Source organism: Paenibacillus sp. FSL R7-0179, assembly GCF_038002265.1.
Classification (GTDB): domain Bacteria; phylum Bacillota; class Bacilli; order Paenibacillales; family Paenibacillaceae; genus Paenibacillus_AQ.
On sequence record NZ_JBBOCC010000001.1, the window covers coordinates 1,711,717 to 1,731,400 of the forward strand.

At 54.2% G+C, this 19,684-nt stretch carries 16 protein-coding genes and 2 riboswitches; of the genes, 5 read left to right on the top strand and 11 right to left on the bottom strand.

The genetic code is table 11. The annotated features are described in order from the left end of the window. Positions 1-661: 661 nt before the first annotated feature. From MKX63_RS07450 to MKX63_RS07465, 4 genes are all read right to left on the bottom strand, one after another. Positions 662-1,459: an ABC transporter permease gene (locus MKX63_RS07450; RefSeq protein ID WP_341016288.1), complete on the bottom strand. Its 798-nt coding sequence runs from the start codon at positions 1,457-1,459 to the stop codon at positions 662-664. Between the two features lie 19 nt (positions 1,460-1,478). Then, a complete protein-coding gene (locus MKX63_RS07455) occupies positions 1,479-2,288 on the bottom strand; it encodes an ABC transporter permease (protein ID WP_341016289.1) in 810 nt (269 codons plus the stop codon). Then, positions 2,266-3,315 (bottom strand): ABC transporter ATP-binding protein, encoded by a 1,050-nt coding sequence (locus tag MKX63_RS07460; RefSeq protein WP_341018559.1) that lies wholly within the window; start codon positions 3,313-3,315, stop codon positions 2,266-2,268. Before MKX63_RS07460 ends, MKX63_RS07455 begins: the two co-directional genes overlap by 23 nt. Before the next feature lie 175 nt (positions 3,316-3,490). Next, a complete protein-coding gene (locus MKX63_RS07465; RefSeq protein WP_341016290.1) occupies positions 3,491-3,841 on the bottom strand; it encodes a hypothetical protein in 351 nt (116 codons plus the stop codon). A gap of 209 nt (positions 3,842-4,050) precedes the next feature. On the opposite strand from MKX63_RS07465, the gene MKX63_RS07470 reads away from it, so the two are divergent. Continuing rightward, positions 4,051-4,824, top strand: coding sequence for a LuxR C-terminal-related transcriptional regulator (locus tag MKX63_RS07470; RefSeq protein ID WP_341016291.1), 774 nt, complete (start codon positions 4,051-4,053; stop codon positions 4,822-4,824). A gap of 95 nt (positions 4,825-4,919) precedes the next feature. Here MKX63_RS07470 and gcvPB read toward each other — a convergent pair whose 3' ends face one another. Genes gcvPB through gcvT form a run of 3 tightly spaced genes read right to left on the bottom strand, consistent with a single transcriptional unit; the run spans position 4,920 to position 8,850 of the window. Continuing rightward, a complete protein-coding gene (gene gcvPB / locus MKX63_RS07475; RefSeq protein WP_341016294.1) occupies positions 4,920-6,380 on the bottom strand; it encodes an aminomethyl-transferring glycine dehydrogenase subunit GcvPB in 1,461 nt (486 codons plus the stop codon). After that, positions 6,377-7,729: an aminomethyl-transferring glycine dehydrogenase subunit GcvPA gene (gene gcvPA / locus MKX63_RS07480; protein WP_341016297.1), complete on the bottom strand. Its 1,353-nt coding sequence runs from the start codon at positions 7,727-7,729 to the stop codon at positions 6,377-6,379. Before gcvPA ends, gcvPB begins: the two co-directional genes overlap by 4 nt. Beyond that, positions 7,726-8,850, bottom strand: a complete 1,125-nt coding sequence (gcvT, locus tag MKX63_RS07485) for a glycine cleavage system aminomethyltransferase GcvT (protein ID WP_341016298.1) — start codon at positions 8,848-8,850, stop codon at positions 7,726-7,728. The genes gcvPA and gcvT overlap by 4 nt, the downstream gene beginning before the upstream one ends. Before the next feature lie 80 nt (positions 8,851-8,930). Continuing rightward, positions 8,931-9,031, bottom strand: a riboswitch (glycine riboswitch). A gap of 3 nt (positions 9,032-9,034) precedes the next feature. Further along, a riboswitch (glycine riboswitch) is annotated at positions 9,035-9,132 on the bottom strand. 184 nt (positions 9,133-9,316) lie between these two features. On the opposite strand from gcvT, the gene gcvH reads away from it, so the two are divergent. After that, positions 9,317-9,709 (top strand): glycine cleavage system protein GcvH, encoded by a 393-nt coding sequence (gene gcvH / locus MKX63_RS07490; protein ID WP_341016299.1) that lies wholly within the window; start codon positions 9,317-9,319, stop codon positions 9,707-9,709. A gap of 97 nt (positions 9,710-9,806) precedes the next feature. On the opposite strand, the gene MKX63_RS07495 is transcribed toward gcvH, so the two are convergent. From MKX63_RS07495 to MKX63_RS07505, 3 genes are all read right to left on the bottom strand, one after another. Continuing rightward, the gene (locus MKX63_RS07495) at positions 9,807-10,406 is read right to left on the bottom strand and encodes a hypothetical protein (protein ID WP_341016301.1); all 600 of its coding nucleotides are present in this window, start codon (positions 10,404-10,406) and stop codon (positions 9,807-9,809) included. A 74-nt stretch (positions 10,407-10,480) separates the two neighbouring features. Next, positions 10,481-11,356, bottom strand: a complete 876-nt coding sequence (locus tag MKX63_RS07500) for a flagellar motor protein MotB (RefSeq protein WP_341016302.1) — start codon at positions 11,354-11,356, stop codon at positions 10,481-10,483. Beyond that, positions 11,353-12,138: a flagellar motor protein gene (locus MKX63_RS07505; protein WP_341016304.1), complete on the bottom strand. Its 786-nt coding sequence runs from the start codon at positions 12,136-12,138 to the stop codon at positions 11,353-11,355. The genes MKX63_RS07500 and MKX63_RS07505 overlap by 4 nt, the downstream gene beginning before the upstream one ends. Before the next feature lie 181 nt (positions 12,139-12,319). On the opposite strand from MKX63_RS07505, the gene uvrB reads away from it, so the two are divergent. Both uvrB and uvrA read left to right on the top strand, forming a co-directional pair. Continuing rightward, entirely contained in the window at positions 12,320-14,311 is a 1,992-nt protein-coding gene (gene uvrB, locus MKX63_RS07510; protein ID WP_341016305.1) for an excinuclease ABC subunit UvrB, read from the top strand. 454 nt (positions 14,312-14,765) lie between these two features. Next, complete coding sequence (gene uvrA / locus MKX63_RS07515) at positions 14,766-17,642, top strand: excinuclease ABC subunit UvrA (RefSeq protein ID WP_341016307.1); 2,877 nt, start codon at positions 14,766-14,768, stop codon at positions 17,640-17,642. Between the two features lie 445 nt (positions 17,643-18,087). Here the strand turns inward: uvrA and MKX63_RS07520 are convergent, their stop codons facing one another. Next, a complete protein-coding gene (locus tag MKX63_RS07520) occupies positions 18,088-18,327 on the bottom strand; it encodes a DUF3977 family protein (protein ID WP_341016308.1) in 240 nt (79 codons plus the stop codon). A 181-nt stretch (positions 18,328-18,508) separates the two neighbouring features. Between MKX63_RS07520 and gmd the strand changes: the two genes are divergently transcribed. After that, entirely contained in the window at positions 18,509-19,498 is a 990-nt protein-coding gene (gene gmd, locus MKX63_RS07525) for a GDP-mannose 4,6-dehydratase (protein ID WP_341016309.1), read from the top strand. The last annotated feature ends 186 nt before the right edge of the window (positions 19,499-19,684 follow it).

The window sequence follows — 19,684 nt, forward strand, 5'->3', positions numbered from 1 at the left end:
GAGGGATAAATCCCTCAGATGTGGCCGGAAGTGGGCGGGTGAGTGAAATGAGAGGGATAAATCCCTCAGATGTGGCCGGAAGCGGACTAGTGAGCGGAATGAAAGGGATAAATCCCTTAGATGCGGCCGGAAGTGGGCGGATGAGTGAAATGAGAGGGATAAATCCCTCAGATGTGGCCGGAAGTGGGCGGGTGAGTGAAATGAGAGGGATAAATCCCTTAGATGCGGCCGGAAGTGGGCTGGGTGAGCGAAATGAAAGGGATAAATCCCTCAGATGCGGCCGGAAGTGGGCGGATGAGCGAAATGAGAGGGATAAATCCCCCAGATGCGGCCGGAAGTGGGCTGGAGGAGCCAATGAGGAGCATTAGTGCACCTGAAATCCTCAAATGTGATTAAAACCAGTAAATGAAGTGCACTAATGCACCTGAAATCCTCAAATGCGCGCCAATCCAGCAAATAAGTTGCACTTCTGCGCCTCATCACCCCCGGCACCTCATTCTCCTTGCCCTGTTTACTGGCAGCTACCCCACCTCCCGCCGGAATCCGCGCAAGTGAGCGGTGGACTGCCATACCGCCGGAACCCGCCACAAGTGAGCGGCGGACTGCCATACCGCAAGAACCCGCCGCAAGTGAGCGGCGGACTGCCAAGCAGCCACACCCCTCAGTTCCCCGTACTCTCATACCGGGACAATCCGTACCGGAAGACTCCGTAAGCTGCAGCCGCGCTTCCGATAGCCGCGACAGGGGCGAGGAGCCACCAGCCGGACCAGCCGCTTTTACCGAAAATATAGGTTGCCGGGTAGAAGCTGATGAACGCATAGGGCAGCACCGTCGAAATAAAGATGCGGATCGCCTGCGGAAACAGGGTAATCGGGTATTTGGCCAGATCGGACAGATTATGCACCATCAGCGGGAACGCATTCCCGGCATTGCGAATCCAGAAGGCCGCCGAGTTGCCCATGAGATTAATGGATACCCGGATGATGACTGCCGTGATGAACAGCAGCAGCAGCACCGCCGCCTTGCCCGCAGTCCAGTGGATAGGGCTGTGCATGAGCGACTGCCAGATGATCACTCCGCCGATGAGCAGATTACCGAGTCCGTTAATCCCAATCCCCGTGCAGAACACCTGAAGAACCACCGGCACCGGCCGCAGCAGATAACGGTCCAGCTCCCCTGTGTTGACCAGTCTGCCCAGCCGCCAGCTGCCCTCGAAGAACAGCGAACCCGCCCCCTCCGTCAGGAAGATCATGGCGTACATGAAGGTGACCTCCCAGAACTGCCAGCCCTGAATATCCGGAATCCGGTCATAGATCACCCACAGGAACACGAATCCCAATACCTGCGTCAAGGCCGCCGAGCACATTAGGATATAAAAGTCTTTGTTGTACTCCAGAATCGCCTTAAGCTGCTGCACATATAGCCTTCTATAGAGATAGAGCATTTGCGATAATTTCATTCTGCGTCCTCCTTCCGCCTTAGCCTCCATGAATGGTCACCTGGCGGACCGCCCAGTTCCACATGGCTTTGCCCGCCATCCAGAGTCCTGCTCCCCAAAAGAGCTGAATCCCGATCAGCCTTAGGCTCTCCCCGGTATCTGCCTGCTGGAGGAAGATCATCGTCGGCGTATGAATGATGGCCTGGAAGGGCAGCAGTAGCGCCAGCTTTTCCAGCCAGTCCGGGAAAAATGCCAGCGGCACCAGTGCGCCCGACAGCAGGTTAGTAAGCGCAATCCGCGTCCAGACAATCCCGAGGGACCCCGTCGACCAGAAGCATAACAGAGCCGCCAGATAGACCACGCCGAATTTGACCACAACCGCGCAGAGCAGACTGACCGCAAACAGCAGATAGACGATCGGCGAGTGGGGGAAGGTCACTCCGGTAAGGAAGGTGGCAAACACGATCAGCATTACCGTACTGATAGCCCCTTCCAGCAGGCTGGCGCCCAGGGTCTCGGCGAATCGGGCCGTCTGGAAATCAATCGGCTTCAGCAGGTCCATGGCGACGCTGCCGTCAAGGATTTTGCCGGAGATGGCGGTCTCGGAATACCAGGATAAGACGGAATTGGCCAGGAAGGTCACCAGCAGATAGGTCTTCATCTGATCCCAGGAGTAGCCGCCCACCGCCTCACGCCCGCCATAGATTCCCTGCCAGAGGAAGAAGATCGCGACCAGATTAATGGAGTTTGCGAGTAAATTAATGATGTAGGAGTTCCGGTAGGCCATCACATTCTGCAAGGAGCGATTGGCAATGCTTCTGTATTTGTTAAGCCGGGCTGCTGTCGTCATGGTGCCCCTGCCCCCTTGCTCCCCGGTGCTCGTTCAAGTCCAGTTGGCCGTCATAGACAGCCTTAATGACCTGCTCAATGTGGGTATCTTCCATGCGGAAATCGAGGACCTCCCCATGCTTCATCACCCGGCTGACCACTTCACTGGCGGTATATTCATACCGGTCAAAAGTGACCGAGAACTCCTGGCTGCTCTGCTGCTCCAGCTTCAGCCCGGGACTCTGCTCCAGCAGCTTGTACAACTCCGGCATAGGGGAGCGTACCTGGAAGAAGATGACCCGGTTTTTGGCAAAACGGGCCTTGACCTCGCTCAGCGTACCGTCATAAATAATCGCGCCGTGATCGATAATGACCAGCCGCTTGCACAGGTCCTCAATGTCGCCCAGGTCGTGGGTCGTCAGCATCACAGTCGTCTGCTGCTCCTGGTTGATCTGCTTGATGAACCCGCGGATCTTCTCCTTCACAGATACGTCAAGGCCAATCGTCGGCTCATCGAGATACAGAATCGGCGGATTATGCAGCAGGGCAGCAGCCAGATCGGCACGCATGCGCTGACCCAGCGAGAGCTTCCGCGCGGACAGGTGGATGAATTCGCTCATCCCGAGCATTTCGGTGAACAAGTCCATGTTCTTCCTATATTGGGCATCCGGAATCTGATAGATATCCTTCAGCAGCGAGAAGGACTCGGCAATCGGAATATCCCACCACAGCTGGGTGCGCTGCCCGAAAACTGCGCCGATCTGGGCGGCGTTCTCCATTCTTTTGCGGTACGGATTGATGCCGTTCACCGAGATACTCCCGGAGGACGGCATCAGAATGCCGGTCAGCATCTTGATGGTAGTCGATTTACCGGCACCGTTCGGTCCCACGTAGGCCACCGTCTCTCCGGCTTCAATGCTCAGATCCAGCGGCTTGACCGCCACCTTCTCAATATGCCGGGGCAGGAACAGATGCTTCACCGCTCCCTTTAGGCCGGGCTCCTTCACCGCCTGCATAAAGGACTTACTCAGTCCTCTGGCTTCAATCATACTCAAGCTTAACCCTCCTGTTCATTGCTTTGAAAGCGTTACCGCAGATGGCTGCGGAGAAAATATCTGAATCCTCAGCTGGCTCAAAGACGTAAGAGTAAATATATCACTGAGCCGATGTCGAAAACTATCAGTTTAGGTCGATTTTGCAAAAAAAAGCGGCAACCCCCGATAGCTATACCAACCGGGATTTGCCACTGCGCTTAAGCAGAGTCTGGACGGCGAACCCTACCAGCAGGGGCAGCGCCAGCTGAACCTCAAGTCTCCAGTCTACCGCATACAGGTCTACGAGGTTAATCTGCTTCAACAATACATAGGTCACATTGTATAAGAGGAATGAACAGCTGAAGGTGAGCAGCGGAACCAGATGCAGGGTCCTTTTATTCTGCAGCAGCCGGTATCCCGCAAGGGTTAAGAGTGTGTAGCTGGCCATAATGAACAGGGCATAATTACTGCCGAAGCGCAGGAAGGATACCATTGCGGTAGCCAAATTGAGGGTAGTCGATAGATAGCCGATGCGAAGCATGTCGAACCTCCTGGAATTATGTAGAAATATAAGATGAACAGATTTCTACATTTTACAGCGCTAACGCGGGGATTTACAGATCCAATACTGAATGTTCATTATTCCGTAATTGTATGTTATAATGCTTTCTTTTAAAATTGATAATATAGGAATTGGTAAATATGGAGGGATCGTTTGTGAGAGTCTTTAATCAATCAAGAGCATGGAGTATGCCTGGGGATTTAGAAGCAAGCGAACTTGAAGCCTTCCGGCCTCTGGAGGCAGTTAGGGCCCAAGTCCAAGGCGGGATGTCTGTGGCGGGTGTATCTGAAGAATCCAGAGAGCATATCTATCATAGAGCTATGATTTCTTCGATCCGCAGTGAAATGAACAAATTAAGCCAGCTGCTCTCTATTCCTTATGTGGTATTCCTGACGGACAAGGCGGGTACCATTCTGGAGCTGGTCTATTCTTCTCCGGAGACGCAGGCGGAGATGGAGCAGGCGGAGCTGCGCCCGGGGGTCAGCTTAAGCAGGCAGCAGGCGGGAATGAATGCCGTATCGCTGGCGATGGAGATGAACTGCATCGGGGTGGTGCGGGGAACGGAGCATACGGATCAGACCTTCCGGGATTGGAACTGTGTGTGCGCTCCATTGCAGGATGATGATAGCGTTTACGGATATGTTGATATTTCTTTTAATAGAGGAGAGCCAATTGAGTTCGCCATTCCCTTCGTGCAGCAGATTGCCGAGAATATCATGGAGAAGTGGATGGAGAAGAACCCGGAGATGCAGCGGTACCGGCTGGAAGCCACGCTTCTGGAATATAAGCTGACCGCGCGGGAGCAGGAGGTGGCGAGGCTGTGGCTGATGGAGAAGAGCGCGCTGCATATCGGGAGCGATCTGGGGATCAGTGAAGGCACCGTGCGCAATATGCTGAAGAGTATCTACAGTAAAATGCGGGTGAATGACCGCTTCCAGTTCGTGAAGCGCCTTACGCCATAGCCGGGAGAATCCGCTTCCGGGTACATACCAAATAGCCGGGCAGCGATACGATGTATCCCTGACCCGGCTATTTGAAAATATATGAATTGATCTGGTTAACCGCAAGAACAGTTGAGTACCGGCTTACGCGCGGCCTGCGTCTCATCCAGGCGGCTGATTTCAGTCGTATGCGGTGCGTTAATCACTATCTCCGGCGTCTCTTCGGCTTCCTTAACGATTCGGATCATGGTCTCAATGAAGCCGTCGAGCGTCTCCTTGCTCTCGGTCTCGGTAGGTTCAATCATCATACATTCCTCTACTGTCAGCGGGAAGTAGACGGTTGGCGGATGATAGCCGAAGTCGAGCAGCCGTTTGGCTACATCGAGGGTACGGACACCGTATTGCTTAAGGTTCTTGCCGGACATGACGAATTCATGCTTGCAGACGCCCGGGAAGGGGATCTCGAAGTAAGGGGCCAGCCGGTGCATCATATAGTTGGCGTTCAGCACGGCGTTCTCGGACACCTCACGCAGGCCGTCAGGACCATAGGTGCGGATGTACGCATAAGCACGGACGAGAATCCCGAAGTTGCCGTAAAAGGCTTTGACGCGGCCAATCGATTCCGGCCCGCCGCAGTCCAGTGTGAAGCTGCCGTCCCCGTTCTGCGCCACTGTAGGCTGCGGCAGGAAGGGGATCAGCTTCGCCTTCACGCCGACCGGTCCGGCTCCCGGCCCCCCGCCGCCGTGCGGCGTACTCATCGTCTTGTGCAGGTTGAGATGCACCACATCGAAGCCCATATCGCCCGGGCGGGTGATGCCCATAATCGCGTTGGAGTTCGCTCCGTCATAATAGAGCAGACCGCCCGCTTCATGGACAATCGCGGCAATCTCGACGATCTGCGTCTCGAAGAGGCCGAGGGTACTCGGGTTCGTGAGCATCAGCGCAGCGGTGTCACTGCCGACAGCTGCCTTCAGCGCCTCAAGGTCAACCATACCCTTGTCATTGGACGGGATGGTGACCGTCTCAAGGCCGGCGGCTGCGGCGCTTGCCGGGTTGGTGCCATGCGAGGAGTCCGGCACGATGACCTTGGAGCGGACCTCACCGCGGCTCTCATGGTAGGCGCGGATCATCATCAGGCCGGTCCACTCGCCGTGGGCACCGGCAGCAGGCTGCAGGGATACAGCATCCATGCCGGTCAGGGCGGCAAGATCCTTTTGCAGCGTGTACATCAGTTCAAGCGCACCCTGGATGCTCTCCTCCGGCTGGTACGGATGGATCTTGGAGAGTCCCGGGAAGCGGGCGACATCCTCGTTGATCTTCGGGTTGTATTTCATCGTACAGGAGCCGAGCGGATAGAAGCCGTTATCGACTCCGAAGTTGCGGCGGGACAGGGCGGTATAGTGGCGGATAACATCCACTTCCGATACCTCTGGCAGCACAACCGGCTCACTGCGCAGCAGCCCTCCGGGAATGAGTGCATCAAGGCCTTCGTCCTGCGGCACATCACACTGAGGCAGGGAGTAGGCCGAGCGGCCGGGACGGCTTAATTCAAAAATCAGACTTTGTTCCGGTTTCATACACAGCCCTCCAGTGCGCTTGCAAATTCGTCAATTTCGGTCTTGCTTCGTTTCTCCGTTACGGCAACCAGCATATGTCCGGCCAGCTCGGGATAATCCCGGCCTAAGTCATAACCGCCCAGATAGCCTTCCTTCAGCAGCCTGGAGTTCACCGCACTCACACTGCTGCCCTCCGGGAGCTTCAGGACGAATTCATTGAAGAACGGGGCAGTGAAGACAAGCTCTGCACCAGTGATTTCAGCCAGCCGCCCGGCGGCATAATGGCTCTTGCGGATGTTCAGCTCACCCACCTCGCGCATGCCCTCCTTGCCCATCACGGACAGGTAGACGGAAGCAGACAGCGCTAGTAGCGCCTGGTTGGAGCAGATATTCGAGGTCGCCTTCTCCCGGCGGATATGCTGTTCGCGGGCTTGCAGCGTCAGCACGAAGCCGCGCTTGCCATTCCGGTCAACCGTCTGGCCGACGATCCGGCCCGGCATCCGGCGCATAAGCGGCTCAGCCACCGCGAAGAATCCGCAGGTAGGGCCGCCCAGCGAGGCGGCGATCCCCAGCGGCTGCGCGTCGCCGACTACGATGTCTGCGCCAAGCCGTCCAGGGGATTCCAGCACGCCAAGCGCAATGGGGTTCGCGCTGACCACGAGCAGTCCTTTGACCGCATGGATCAGCGGCTCAATCTGGCGCAGGTCCTCAATCCCGCCGAAGAAGTTGGGGGACTGGACCAGAACAGCAGCGGTATCGCTGTCGATGGCATCGGCCAGCTTGGTGAGATCCGTTACCCCGTCAGCATAGTCAATCTCTACAATTTGCAGTCCCCAGGCGTTGGCGGAGGTGCGGAGCACCTGACGCGCTTCCGGGTGAACCGTACGGGAGACAATCAGCTTCTTGCGTTTGGTGGCGCCTGCGGCCAGCACAGCCGCTTCGGACAGGGCCGTTGCGCCGTCATACATACTGGCATTGGCGACCTTCATTCCGGTCAGTTCACAGATATAGGACTGGAATTCGAAAATCGCCTGAAGCTCACCCTGGCTGATCTCCGGTTGGTAAGGGGTATAGGCGGTATAAAATTCCGAACGTGAAATCACATGGTTGATGACGACCGGAACATGGTGATCGTATAATCCGGCACCAAGGAAGCTGGCGTGGGTGTCGAAGTCGGCATTCTTGTCTGCGAGCCTCTTCATATGGCGAAGCAGTGCATATTCGTCCAGAGCGCCGGACATCGGCAGGGTTCCCTGGTAACGGACAGACTGCGGAATATCGGCGAACAGCTCATCGATGGACTGGATGCCTACGGCTTCCATCATTTCTGTGCGGTCTTGCTCAGTCATAGGCAGATAGCGGTGCTTCATTGCGGCTTCACTCCTTGGCTTCTTTTGTAGAATGGGGCTTTGATTATGGCAGCCTTGAGCTGCTTGCCGCGAATCTCCACGTACACCTCTGTGCCCGGCTCCGTATAGGCAGCGTCCAGCAGGGCGAGTCCGAGATTCCGCTTCAGGGTAGGGGATTGGGTGCCGGTCGTTACTTCACCGATCTTCACTCCGTCCGCGTACACGGGATAGTGGGAGCGGGGAATGCCGCGGTCGACCATCTCCAGGCCCACAAGACGCCGGGGCAGACCGGCTTCCTTCTGCTTCAGCAGGGCATCACGGCCGATGAAATCCCCTGCATCCAGCTTCACGAAGAACTGGACACCCGCTTCGAGCGGAGTGATATCCGCCGACAGCTCCTGGCCGTACAGCGGCAGCTTGGCCTCGAAACGCAGGGTATCGCGTGCGCCGAGTCCGGCAGGCGTCAGACCATGCGGAGCGCCAGCAGCCAGCAGGCCGTTCCAGAGTGCTGCTGCCGTATCTGCGGGAGCATATAGCTCGAAGCCATCCTCACCAGTATATCCGGTACGGGAGAGCAGGACGGTGACGCCGCAGACTTCAGCCTGTTCGATGAAGTGGAACGGTTTTAACTCTGTTAGAGACACCTGCGTGACTTTTGCCAGAATCGTCTCCGCGCGCGGCCCCTGCAAGGCGAGCAGCAGCGTCTCATCCGAGATATTTTTCAGGGTGACGCCGCCGAATTCAGCGGTTAGATGCTCCTGCAGCCACTGGAAGTCCTTATCGATGTTGGACGCATTGACGACAAGCATGTAACGTTCTTCACCCAGCCGGTATACGAGCAGATCGTCGACCACTCCGCCGCTTGGGTAGAGCATCAGGGTGTACTGCGCTGCGCCGTCTTTCAGGCGGGAGACATCATTGGTGGTCATTCTCTGCAGGAAAGCTTCCGCGCCGCTCCCGGTAACCATGAATTCTCCCATATGGGAGACATCGAACAGTCCGGCCCGTTCACGGACGGCTTCATGCTCCTTCACGATGCCCGTGAACTGCACCGGCAGCTCCCAGCCGCCGAAATCAATACATCTGGACTCCGCATAAGCCGCATAGAGGTCATAAAAAGGCGTTCTTCTCAAAGCATCCATCTTGTCACTCCCTTGGTCTGATTACATACGAAAAAGGACAGGCGAAAGCCATTATGCACGTATGCATAAATGGACTTTCGCTCTGTCCTTGGTACCTGAGAGTTACCCTGCCATGCCGCGCAGGTTTCCCCGTTGGTGATCCGTGAAGCCTGCAGCGCAGGCACCCGGATGCTCTCCAGAGATGCGTCCGGCAAAGGTCCTTTTGCCTGAGAGATTCACCCATCCCGGGCTTACTCCTTCGGCGCTGTCTTCCTGTGAGACAGTCTCTCCCTATGCCATCATTCGCAAACCATATGTTTTTCTACTGACTCCATTAAACCGGGTAACCCTCCGCCCTGTCAATCAAAAAACGTCAAAAAGTTGACAAATTTAATTTTACTGTCAGTTATATTGACATTAGGCAAGCCGATAACTTAGGCTATAACTAAATTTAGAACTCCAATTACGGAAAAGAGGCGGCTTGGACATGAGTGAAGTGCTTGACAACCTGCTATACAGCGAAGAGCATGAGTGGGCGCAGCAGGGCGAGGGACGCGTAGTACGTGTAGGGATTACGGATCATGCGCAGCATCTGCTGGGCGATATCGTGTTTGTAGAATTTCCGGAAGTGGGCGCGGCGATCTCAGCAGGCGACAGTGTGGGCAGTATCGAATCTGTGAAGACCGTATCGGAGCTATATTCACCCGTATCCGGTAAGGTGACCAAGATCAACGATGCGCTGGAGGCCAGCCCGGAGCTGATCAATGACCAGCCTTACGGAGACGGGTGGATTTTTGAGCTGGAGCTTGATACCGAGTTCGCAGAGGCAGTAACCGGCCTGCTGGATGCGGCTGCGTACAAGGAACTGGTTGGGGAATAAAAGTTAGCTTATCCGCGAAAGCGCTGAATACGGCAGACTTCTCTTTGTTACATTAGATGTTACTAATGTGAGAGGTCTGTCTTTTTGCGTCTGTCTGCTATTCCGGGAAGCTGAGCAAACCGGGATAGACGATGGGAGCAGAGTGCCACAGAAAGGGCAAGAGAACCAGGCCCGCCACAGCAAACAGAAGGCACAGCAGCAGGAAACGGTATCTTTTTCGGGGACGCTTGACAGGTCTCAGCACGAAGATATAAACGCCAAGCGAATAAAACGGGAAAAGTATTACGGCAGACATGGCCATACAAACGAGAAAGGTAGATTCTCTTGCAGAACCGGGAATCATGGCTTCCGGATTGTAGACCGGATCGATCTGCATACAAATAAATATAAGGGCTAAATACGAGGTGAGCAAAAGTAGAAAAAAGCCACGGATGCGGCCATTCCCGGATAAGCTGTACATCATCCACCAGTATCCGAGCCAAGGCAGCGCAAAGGCAAAGCCGGCAATCAGAAACTTCATTCCGGTAAGCAGGCTTCCCGGGGAATAAGAGGAGGACAAAAAGGGCAGAAATACAACAAAAAAGCCTACGAAGCCAGTGATAGTAATCTGGGCGAAAATAATCAATACCAATGAAACCGACAGCCGCAGAAGCTCCAAAAAACGGGTAGCATCCGGCGTTCCTTTTGTTGCGTGCACGAAGCTCCAACTCCTTGATCAGCTTTACTGTATCTTTGCCAGTGATGATCTGCCATAGACTGAGCGGTTGCCGGCTATTCTTCCTCCTGAAGCTGCCGCAGCACAATCAATTCAACCCGGCGGTTCCGCTGCTTTCCCTCTGCGGTTGTATTATCATAGGCGGGCCGGGTATCGGCGTACCCTGCATATTGGAAGGTATCAGGGCTTAGCCCCTCTTTGTCCAGAAAAAAGCGCAGGACGGACAGCGCACGGGCGCCGGATAGCTCCCAGTTGTCTCTGTATAACGATCCGGGGGTCACAGGAACATTGTCGGTATGGCCTTCGATGCTGATCGTCGCCCCGATACCGCGAAACAGGCCGGAGAGCTGGCGCAGGGCAGGGAAAGCAGGGGATTTCAGCTCGGCCTTACCCGCATCGAACAGGAACCGGTCACTCAGCGTGATGGCAATGCCCTGCGGTTTATCGGCAACAAAAATCTGTTCCCCGAGGTTATTCTCCTCCACATACTGGGTGATTACGCCCATAAGAGCAGCCAGCTTCGCTTCCTGTTCCCGAAAAGCAAGCTCACGCGCTGACGGCTGGTGTCCATCCCCATCTCCTGTTTGTCCGTTTCCATTCAGCCCGTCCGAATCCGCGGAGCCTGTAGCAGAAGGACCGCCAGCGGTTCCACTGTCTTCAGTATGACCCTTCGAAACGTCAGTCCCTGTAATTCCCTGATTGCCTTCAAGTACGCCGCTTCCGCCCTCCAGCACTGTACTTCCGCTCTTGAAGGTATCCGATAAGGAGCCGCTGACAATGGCATATTTCTGCGAATCCAGGCTGCTCATGGCGAACAGAATCACGAAGAAAATCAGCAGAAGCGTGATCAGATCCGCGTAGGTAATCATCCAGCGGTCCCGGCTCTCCTTGCCTGCGGAGACGCGGGGCTGCCGGCGGTTTCTTTGTCTCATAGCGGTTCCCCCGGGCTGGTACTGCTGCTGCGTTTAGGAGCGTCTGTCAGGAAGGGGGCCAGCTTTTGCCGGACCAGATGCGGGTGATCTCCGTTCTGCAGGGACAGAATGCCGACGAGCAGCATCTCCATGGTGCCCAGCTCACTTTGGCTGCGGGATTTGATTTTGGAGGCAATGGGTAAAAAGAGTAGATTAGCGCTGGCTACGCCATAGAGTGTTGCTGTAAAAGCTACGGCAATTGACCCGCCCAGATTGGAAGGGTCCGTTAGGTTGCTCAGAACCCGGATCAGCCCCATAACGGTGCCGATAATCCCCATGGTCGGTGCATAGCCGCCGGCGGCTTCGAATATTTTGGCATAGCCTTCATATTTCAGCTCCTTGGCATCCATCCCGAGCTCCAGGATCTGGCGGACCTGATCGGGGTCATTGCCGTCGACAATCAGAAACAGGCCTTCACGGGTAAAAGGATCAGGATGCTCCTCCGCCCGCTTCTCTAATGCGAGAACACCGCCGCGCCGCGTGAGTGCAGCCATGGCAATCAGCTCTTCGGCTTGTTCCCGGCTGGTATCCCGTTGCCGGCCAAAAGCCAGGCGGAGCGCCGCCGGAATACTGCGGAGCTTGGACGCGGGGAAGCTGATGAGCACTGCTGCAAGGGTACCGCCGAACACGATCAGGGCAGCATTGGGCTGCAGCAGGCCGGACAGGCTGCCGCCTTCCCACAGAAAACCGCCGATCATAGCGGCAATTCCGGCCAGCAGGCCGAGTATTGTAATGAAATCCATAAATTCAGGCTCCTTAAATTTCTATATATTATGGTTTGCAACAGTCTGGGCAACGCTGTATAATAAACGGGAACGTGCATTCCTATCTTCCATATTTTTCAGCTTGGTATGGATGAAGGATGATTAGGGTTAAAATTATAATATATTCATATATTCTAGACGATAGAGGGGAGACGGGCAAATGAGTGATATTGTCGTCAGTACGAAGACTTTTGCACTGGAGTCCGAGTATACACCCCAGGGCGATCAGCCTCATGCCATAGAAGAGTTATTGGACGGCATCCGGCAGGGCAAGAAGCACCAGACGCTGCTGGGAGCGACAGGTACAGGCAAGACCTTTACCATCGCACAAGTGATTTCCAAGTTGAACCGCCCGACGCTGGTCATTGCGCACAATAAGACGCTTGCTGCGCAGCTGGCGAGTGAGTTCAAAGAATTTTTTCCGAGCAATTCCGTGGATTACTTCGTCAGTTACTACGATTACTACCAGCCAGAGGCGTACATTCCTTCCTCCGATACCTACATTGAGAAAGACTCCAGCATAAATGAAGAAATCGACAAGCTCCGCCACTCGGCAACCAGCTCACTGTTCGAACGCCGTGACGTTATTATTGTGGCGAGTGTGTCCTGTATTTATGGTCTCGGTTCGCCGCAGGAATACGGAAGCTTGCTGCTCTCTCTGCGTGTAGGGATGGAGAAGCCGCGCAATCAGATTCTGAGCCGGCTCGTAGATATCCAGTATCAGCGTAATGATATTAATTTCGTGCGTGGTACGTTCCGTGTGCGCGGGGATGTCGTTGAGATCTTCCCGGCATCCCAGGGCGAGCATGCGATCCGGGTAGAGCTGTTCGGAGACGAGATCGAACGGATTACGGAGATTGATGTTCTGACAGGCGAGCTGATCGGCGAACGCGATCATATCGCGATTTTCCCGGCGTCTCACTTCGTAACCCAGGAAGAGACGATGCGTGTAGCGCTGGTCAATATTGAGCGTGAGCTGGAGGAGCGGCTGGCTGTACTCCGCGAAGCAGGCAAGCTGCTGGAGGCGCAGCGGCTGGAGCAACGGACCCGTTATGATATCGAGATGATGAAGGAAGTCGGCTTCTGCTCGGGGATCGAGAACTATTCCGGTCCGCTTACCTTCCGGGAGCCGGGAGCGACTCCTTACACATTGATGGACTATTTCCCGGATGACATGCTGATTGTGATTGACGAGTCCCATGTGACGCTGCCGCAGATCCGGGCGATGTATAACGGTGACCGTGCGCGGAAGACCGTCCTGGTGGAGCACGGCTTCCGCCTGCCGTCTGCGCTGGATAACCGTCCGCTGCAATTCGAGGAATTCGAAGACAAGGTGAGTCAGATTTTATATGTGTCCGCAACACCGGGGCCTTATGAGATGGAGCATTGCGATACTATGGTTCAGCAGATTATCCGTCCTACCGGTCTGCTTGACCCGATCATTGAAGTGCGTCCAACCGAAGGACAGATCGATGATCTGATTAGCGAAATCCGTGACCGGGTAGAACGCGATGAGCGTGTACTCGTAACCACTCTAACGAAGAAGATGTCTGAGGACCTGACGGATTACTTCAAGGAGATTGGTATCAAGGTACGTTATATGCACTCCGATATCAAGACGCTGGAGCGGATGGCGATCCTGCGTGATCTCCGTCTGGGTACCTTCCACGTGCTGGTCGGTATTAACCTGCTCAGAGAGGGTCTTGACCTGCCTGAGGTGTCGCTGGTCGCGATTCTGGATGCTGATAAGGAAGGCTTCCTCCGTTCCGAGCGTTCGCTGATCCAGACGATCGGCCGTGCCGCCCGTAACTCGGAGGGCCGGGTCATTATGTACGGCGACCGCATCACCGACTCCATGGAGAAGGCGATGAGCGAGACCCAGCGCCGCCGTGAGATTCAGATCGCTCATAATGAGAAGCACGGGATTACCCCGACGACCATCAACAAGAAGGTGCGCGATATCATCGAGGCGACTAAGGTGGCCGAGTCCAAGGCTGATTACCTCACCGGTGTCGGCGGCAAGCTGAACAAGAAAGACAAGCAGAGCCTGATGCAGCGTCTGGAGGCCGAGATGAAGGACGCCGCCAAGAACCTGCAATTCGAACGCGCCGCCGAACTGCGCGATGCCTTGCTTGAATTGCGGGCAGAGTAACCCGGCGCAGAAGTTAACGATCCAGGGAACGGCGCTACTCAGGCCGTTCCTTTTGAAGATAAAGGGGCCACGCCCTTGCGCATCCCGGAGGGACAGCGTGCAGTTAAGCCCTTAGCGCGTATCCCGGAGGGACGGCGTGCCGTTGAAGCCCTTTGCGCATTCCGCAGGAACAGCCCGCAGTTAATTTCTTAGCGCGTATCCCGAAGGGACAGCGTTGTCGGCAAGCCACAGTGAGCCGAATCGCTCTAATCGTAGGAGCGGCCCCGTAGGGGTTAGCGGGCCCATTGCCCCAGTAGTCGTCCATTCACCAACTTAATTCCTTCCGCCGAGCTTGCGGGTGTCCAGAGGGTGCAACCCTTGGGGCCCTCCCTTGGAAGGGAGGGTTTGGGAGGGATCGAAAATATTTTCCCAAAATGTTTTTCCATTTTAAATTCCCCTTAAAGGAGAGGTACCGTTGGCACATGAAAGTATAGTAATCAAGGGCGCAAGGGCCCATAATCTCAAGAATATCGACGTAACGATTCCGCGTGACCGCTTCGTCGTGCTAACGGGACTGAGCGGTTCGGGCAAATCCTCCCTGGCCTTCGATACCATCTACGCCGAGGGACAACGCCGGTACGTGGAGTCTTTGTCTGCCTATGCCCGCCAGTTCCTGGGCCAGATGGAGAAGCCGGATGTAGATTCCATCGACGGACTCTCCCCGGCCATATCGATTGACCAGAAGACGACTAGCCGCAACCCGCGTTCCACGGTAGGGACGGTTACCGAGATCTACGACTATCTGCGGCTGCTTTTTGCCCGGATCGGCCATCCGCACTGTCCGGATCATGGCATAGAGATCACCTCGCAGACCGTTGAACAGATGGTCGACCGGATTATGCAATACCCGGAGAAGACCCGGCTGCAGATTCTGGCCCCGGTCATTTCCGGCCGTAAGGGTGAGCATAAGGGTCTGTTCACAGATATCTCGAAGCAAGGCTTCGTCCGTGTACGTGTGGATGGTGAGCTGCGCGAAGTGACGGAAGAGATTGTACTGGAAAAGAATAAGAAGCATACGATTGAGGTTGTTGTTGACCGGATTGTAATTAAGGATGACATCGAGACCCGGCTTACCGATTCCTTGGAAACTGCGCTGAAGCTTTCCGGTGGTCAGATTCTCGTTGATGTGATGGGCCAGGAAGAGCTGCTGTTCAGTGCCAGCTTTGCATGTCCTGTCTGCGGATTCAGCATCGAAGAGCTGGCTCCGCGCATGTTCTCCTTCAACAGCCCCTTCGGGGCTTGTCCTGAGTGTGACGGGCTGGGGATGAATATGGTAGTCGATCCCGATCTGCTGATCCCGGATACAGAGAAATCGATTGAAGAAGGAGCTTTCCTGGCCTGGACAGGCAGTACGTCGAACTACTATCCGCAGTTCCTGAAATCCGTATGCGAGCATTTCAAGATTCCGCAAAATGTACCGGTTAGCAGCCTCTCCCCGGAGCATATGAACAAGCTGCTGCACGGAACGGGCAGCGAGAAGATCCGTTTCCGGTATGAGAACGACTTCGGCCAGCGCAAAGACGCCCTGGTTGCGTTTGAGGGAATTATTCCTAATCTGGAGCGCCGTTACCGTGATACAGCTTCCGAAGGGATTCGTGAGTTCATTGAGGGCTTCATGAGCGCCAAGCCCTGCCATTCGTGTAAGGGCAAGCGGCTCAAGAAAGAGATTCTGGCAGTGACCATCAACGAGCGGAATGTTGCGGATGTAACGGATCTTTCGATTGGGGATTGCCTGGACTTCTTCGCAGAACTCAAGCTTAGTGAGAAAGAAACAGCGATTGCCAATCTGATCCTCAAGGAAATCAGCAGCCGGCTCGGCTTCCTGGTGAATGTGGGGCTGAACTATCTGACTCTTAGCCGGGCAGCCGGCTCGTTATCCGGGGGGGAAGCCCAGCGCATCAGGCTGGCTACCCAGATCGGCTCCAGTCTGATGGGTGTCCTATATATTCTGGATGAGCCAAGTATCGGCCTGCATCAGCGGGACAATGACCGCCTGATTGCTACGCTGGCCCATATGCGCGACCTGGGTAACACGCTTATCGTCGTTGAGCATGATGAGGATACCATGATGGCGGCTGACTATATCATCGACATTGGACCGGGTGCCGGGAAGCACGGTGGCCAGGTCATCGCCCAAGGGACCCCGGAGGAGATTATGAAGGACCCCGGTTCTCTGACCGGTGAGTACTTGAGCGGACGCAAGTTCATCCCGGTGACTTCGAAGCGGCGGCCAACCGATAATGAGCGCTGGATCGAGATCCGTGGAGCGAAGGAGAATAACCTGAAGAATGTGAATGTAAAAATTCCACTCGGCGTCTTCACAGCAGTAACCGGGGTATCCGGCTCCGGCAAATCTTCGCTCATCAACGAGATCCTCTACAAGAGTCTGGCCCGCCAGCTTAACAAGGCGGTCAAGGTCCGTCCCGGCTTGCACAAAGAAATCCGCGGCCTGGAGAATCTGGACAAGGTCATCGAGATTGACCAGTCCCCCATTGGACGTACTCCGCGCTCCAATCCGGCTACGTACACAGGCGTGTTCGATGATATCCGTGATCTGTTCTCCAAGACGAACGAGGCCAAGGTGCGCGGCTTCCAGAAGGGGCGCTTCAGCTTCAATGTGAAGGGCGGCCGCTGTGAGGCATGCCGTGGAGACGGCATTATCAAGATTGAGATGCACTTCCTGCCGGATGTCTACGTACCTTGTGAAGTCTGCAAAGGCAAACGGTATAACCGCGAGACGCTGGAAGTGAAATATAAAGGCAAGAATATCTCGGATGTGCTGGAGATGACGGTGGAGGATGCCACGGAGTTCTTCAAGAATATTCCGAAGATTCACCGTAAAATGCAGACCTTACTGGATGTAGGCCTAGGCTACATCAACATCGGGCAGCCGGGAACCACACTGTCCGGCGGTGAGGCCCAGCGTGTGAAGCTGGCCTCCGAGCTTTACCGCCGCAGCACCGGCAAGACGCTCTATATCCTGGATGAGCCGACAACCGGCCTGCATGTCGATGATATCGGCCGTCTGCTTGAGGTGCTGCACCGCCTGGTCGATTCCGGTGAATCGGTGCTGGTCATCGAGCATAATCTCGATGTCATCAAGACAGCCGACTATATCATCGATATGGGACCGGAAGGCGGCAGCGGCGGCGGTACCGTCCTTGCTACCGGAACACCGGAGAAGCTGATTAGCGTTGAAGAATCCTACACTGGCCGCTACCTGAAGCCGGTCCTGATCCGTGATACGGAACGTACGCAGGCTATGGAACTGCAGGCTTCTGAGATGGTGTAAGTGCAGGAAGAGCAGTACAAAACCTAATAACTTCATTAACCCAAACACCCCTTATCTCTTTTTACAGGAGAGGCAAGGGGTGTTTTTGAAATTGCGGCAGGTTTCACAAGCTTCATACGTTTTGGGGAGTCAGAACGCTCTCGATTGAGTCTCTAAGTTGTAGAGCGGACGTAATTGGAAATAAGGCACTTAATACTGCCTGAACGGTGTGTTGAACGAACGGAGTTGGAAAAAGTCCACTTCTCTCCATGGAACTCTGTAGATTCTGCGAAAATTGGACTAAAGAAGTGTTGTTTTTCCAGCTATTGATCATAATTGCAAGGGTTTCGCCAAAATAAATGTACGAATTCCACTGAATATCCCTCGCACTCCCACTACGGCGGTAAGCAAAAACACACGAAGCAGTAATTTTGCCCAATCAGCAATTTATAGTATCAGCTCCCCGCTACAGCTCACTGCGGATGCCCAAGATGATTTTGAACCGGCGGGATGCTTTAAATCCCCGTTTGAATCCTTCCCGTGAGTCTGCAATCCAGACGGTTCTTCCGATCCAGACGCGAATGTAACAGGAACGGAAGATAATTGGCCGGACGATACCCTGTATTTCGACCTCCGTGCCATCCGGCTGTTCAATCTCTGTTCGCACCCACCACGTATTTCCGATTCCAAATTCGATGTATTTCAAGGAGTAGTCACCGTTCTTTCTTAATAATGAGTCCCGAGATGGATTCGGAGCAGGCGTGTGTATTCTCGTCAATGAGTCTGCTTTGTAAGGATACTGGACAAGAAAGCGCTTAGACATATTAGTCAGGCTTTGTTAATAGGTATGAGTAAGCTCAATTACCTTTGAAAAAGGAGATCGTAAAATGACAAAGCATGCACTAATTACAGGGATTACAGGACAAGATGGATCTTATTTGGCAGAGCTTCTCTTGTCAAAAGGATATAAAGTATTTGGTTTGCGCCGCAGAACGAGTATACCAATTATGGATAACATCGGACATCTAAAGAATGAAATCGAATTTATTGAGGGGGATTTGCTGGATCTGGGGTCACTGATGAGAGCGGTGAGCATTTCAGATCCGGATGAAGTCTATAACCTGGCCGCCCAGTCTTTCGTAGCAACCTCCTGGGTTCAACCCGTTGCAACTGCCCAAGCTACCGGAATGGGTGTTACCCATTTGCTCGAGGCGGTGCGTTTGACTAAACCGGATGCTAAATTTTATCAAGCCTCAAGCAGTGAAATGTTTGGTAAGGTGTTAGCAACACCTCAGAAAGAAACGACCCCATTTTATCCACGAAGTCCATATGGTGTAGCTAAAGTTTATGGTCACTGGATTACTGTTAACTATAGAGAAAGCTATAACATGTTTGCTTGCTCTGGAATCTTGTTCAATCATGAATCGCCACGCCGTGGCATTGAATTTGTAACCCGTAAAGTGTCTGATGCTGTTGCGAGAATTAAGCTGGGTCTGCAAACCGAACTCCGGATGGGGAATCTGGATGCCAAAAGAGACTGGGGCTTCGCAGGCGATTATGTTAAAGCGATGTGGCTGATGCTTCAGCAGGATAAAGCGGATGATTTCGTAATCTCGACTGCGGAGACGCATACGATTGAAGAGCTTGTAGATATTGCATTTACGCATGTAGGATTGGATTGGAAAGATTATGTTGTGGTTGACCAGAGATTTGTTAGACCTGCTGAAGTGGATCTACTGCTTGGGGATTGCTCCAAGGCTAAAGAAAAGCTGGGTTGGGAACGGGAGGTTACATTTGAACAATTGATCAAGATGATGGTGGATAGCGATTTAGCGCTCATTAATGAGGATTTAATTAAAGGTGTTAAAATAGTGTGATTTTGTGGTACTGAGGTCCGACAAGTCCACCCAATCCACCGAGTCCAAACAGGCATATCTACAGCATGTCTGCCGTAATATTCTAGTGAGAAGCTTTTACGTTGAATGGATAGCAGCAGCTGTTGGCTGGATTGAGGTGGATGGGCTCATTGAAAACTAAAGATACAACAGCGGTCAATGATAAAT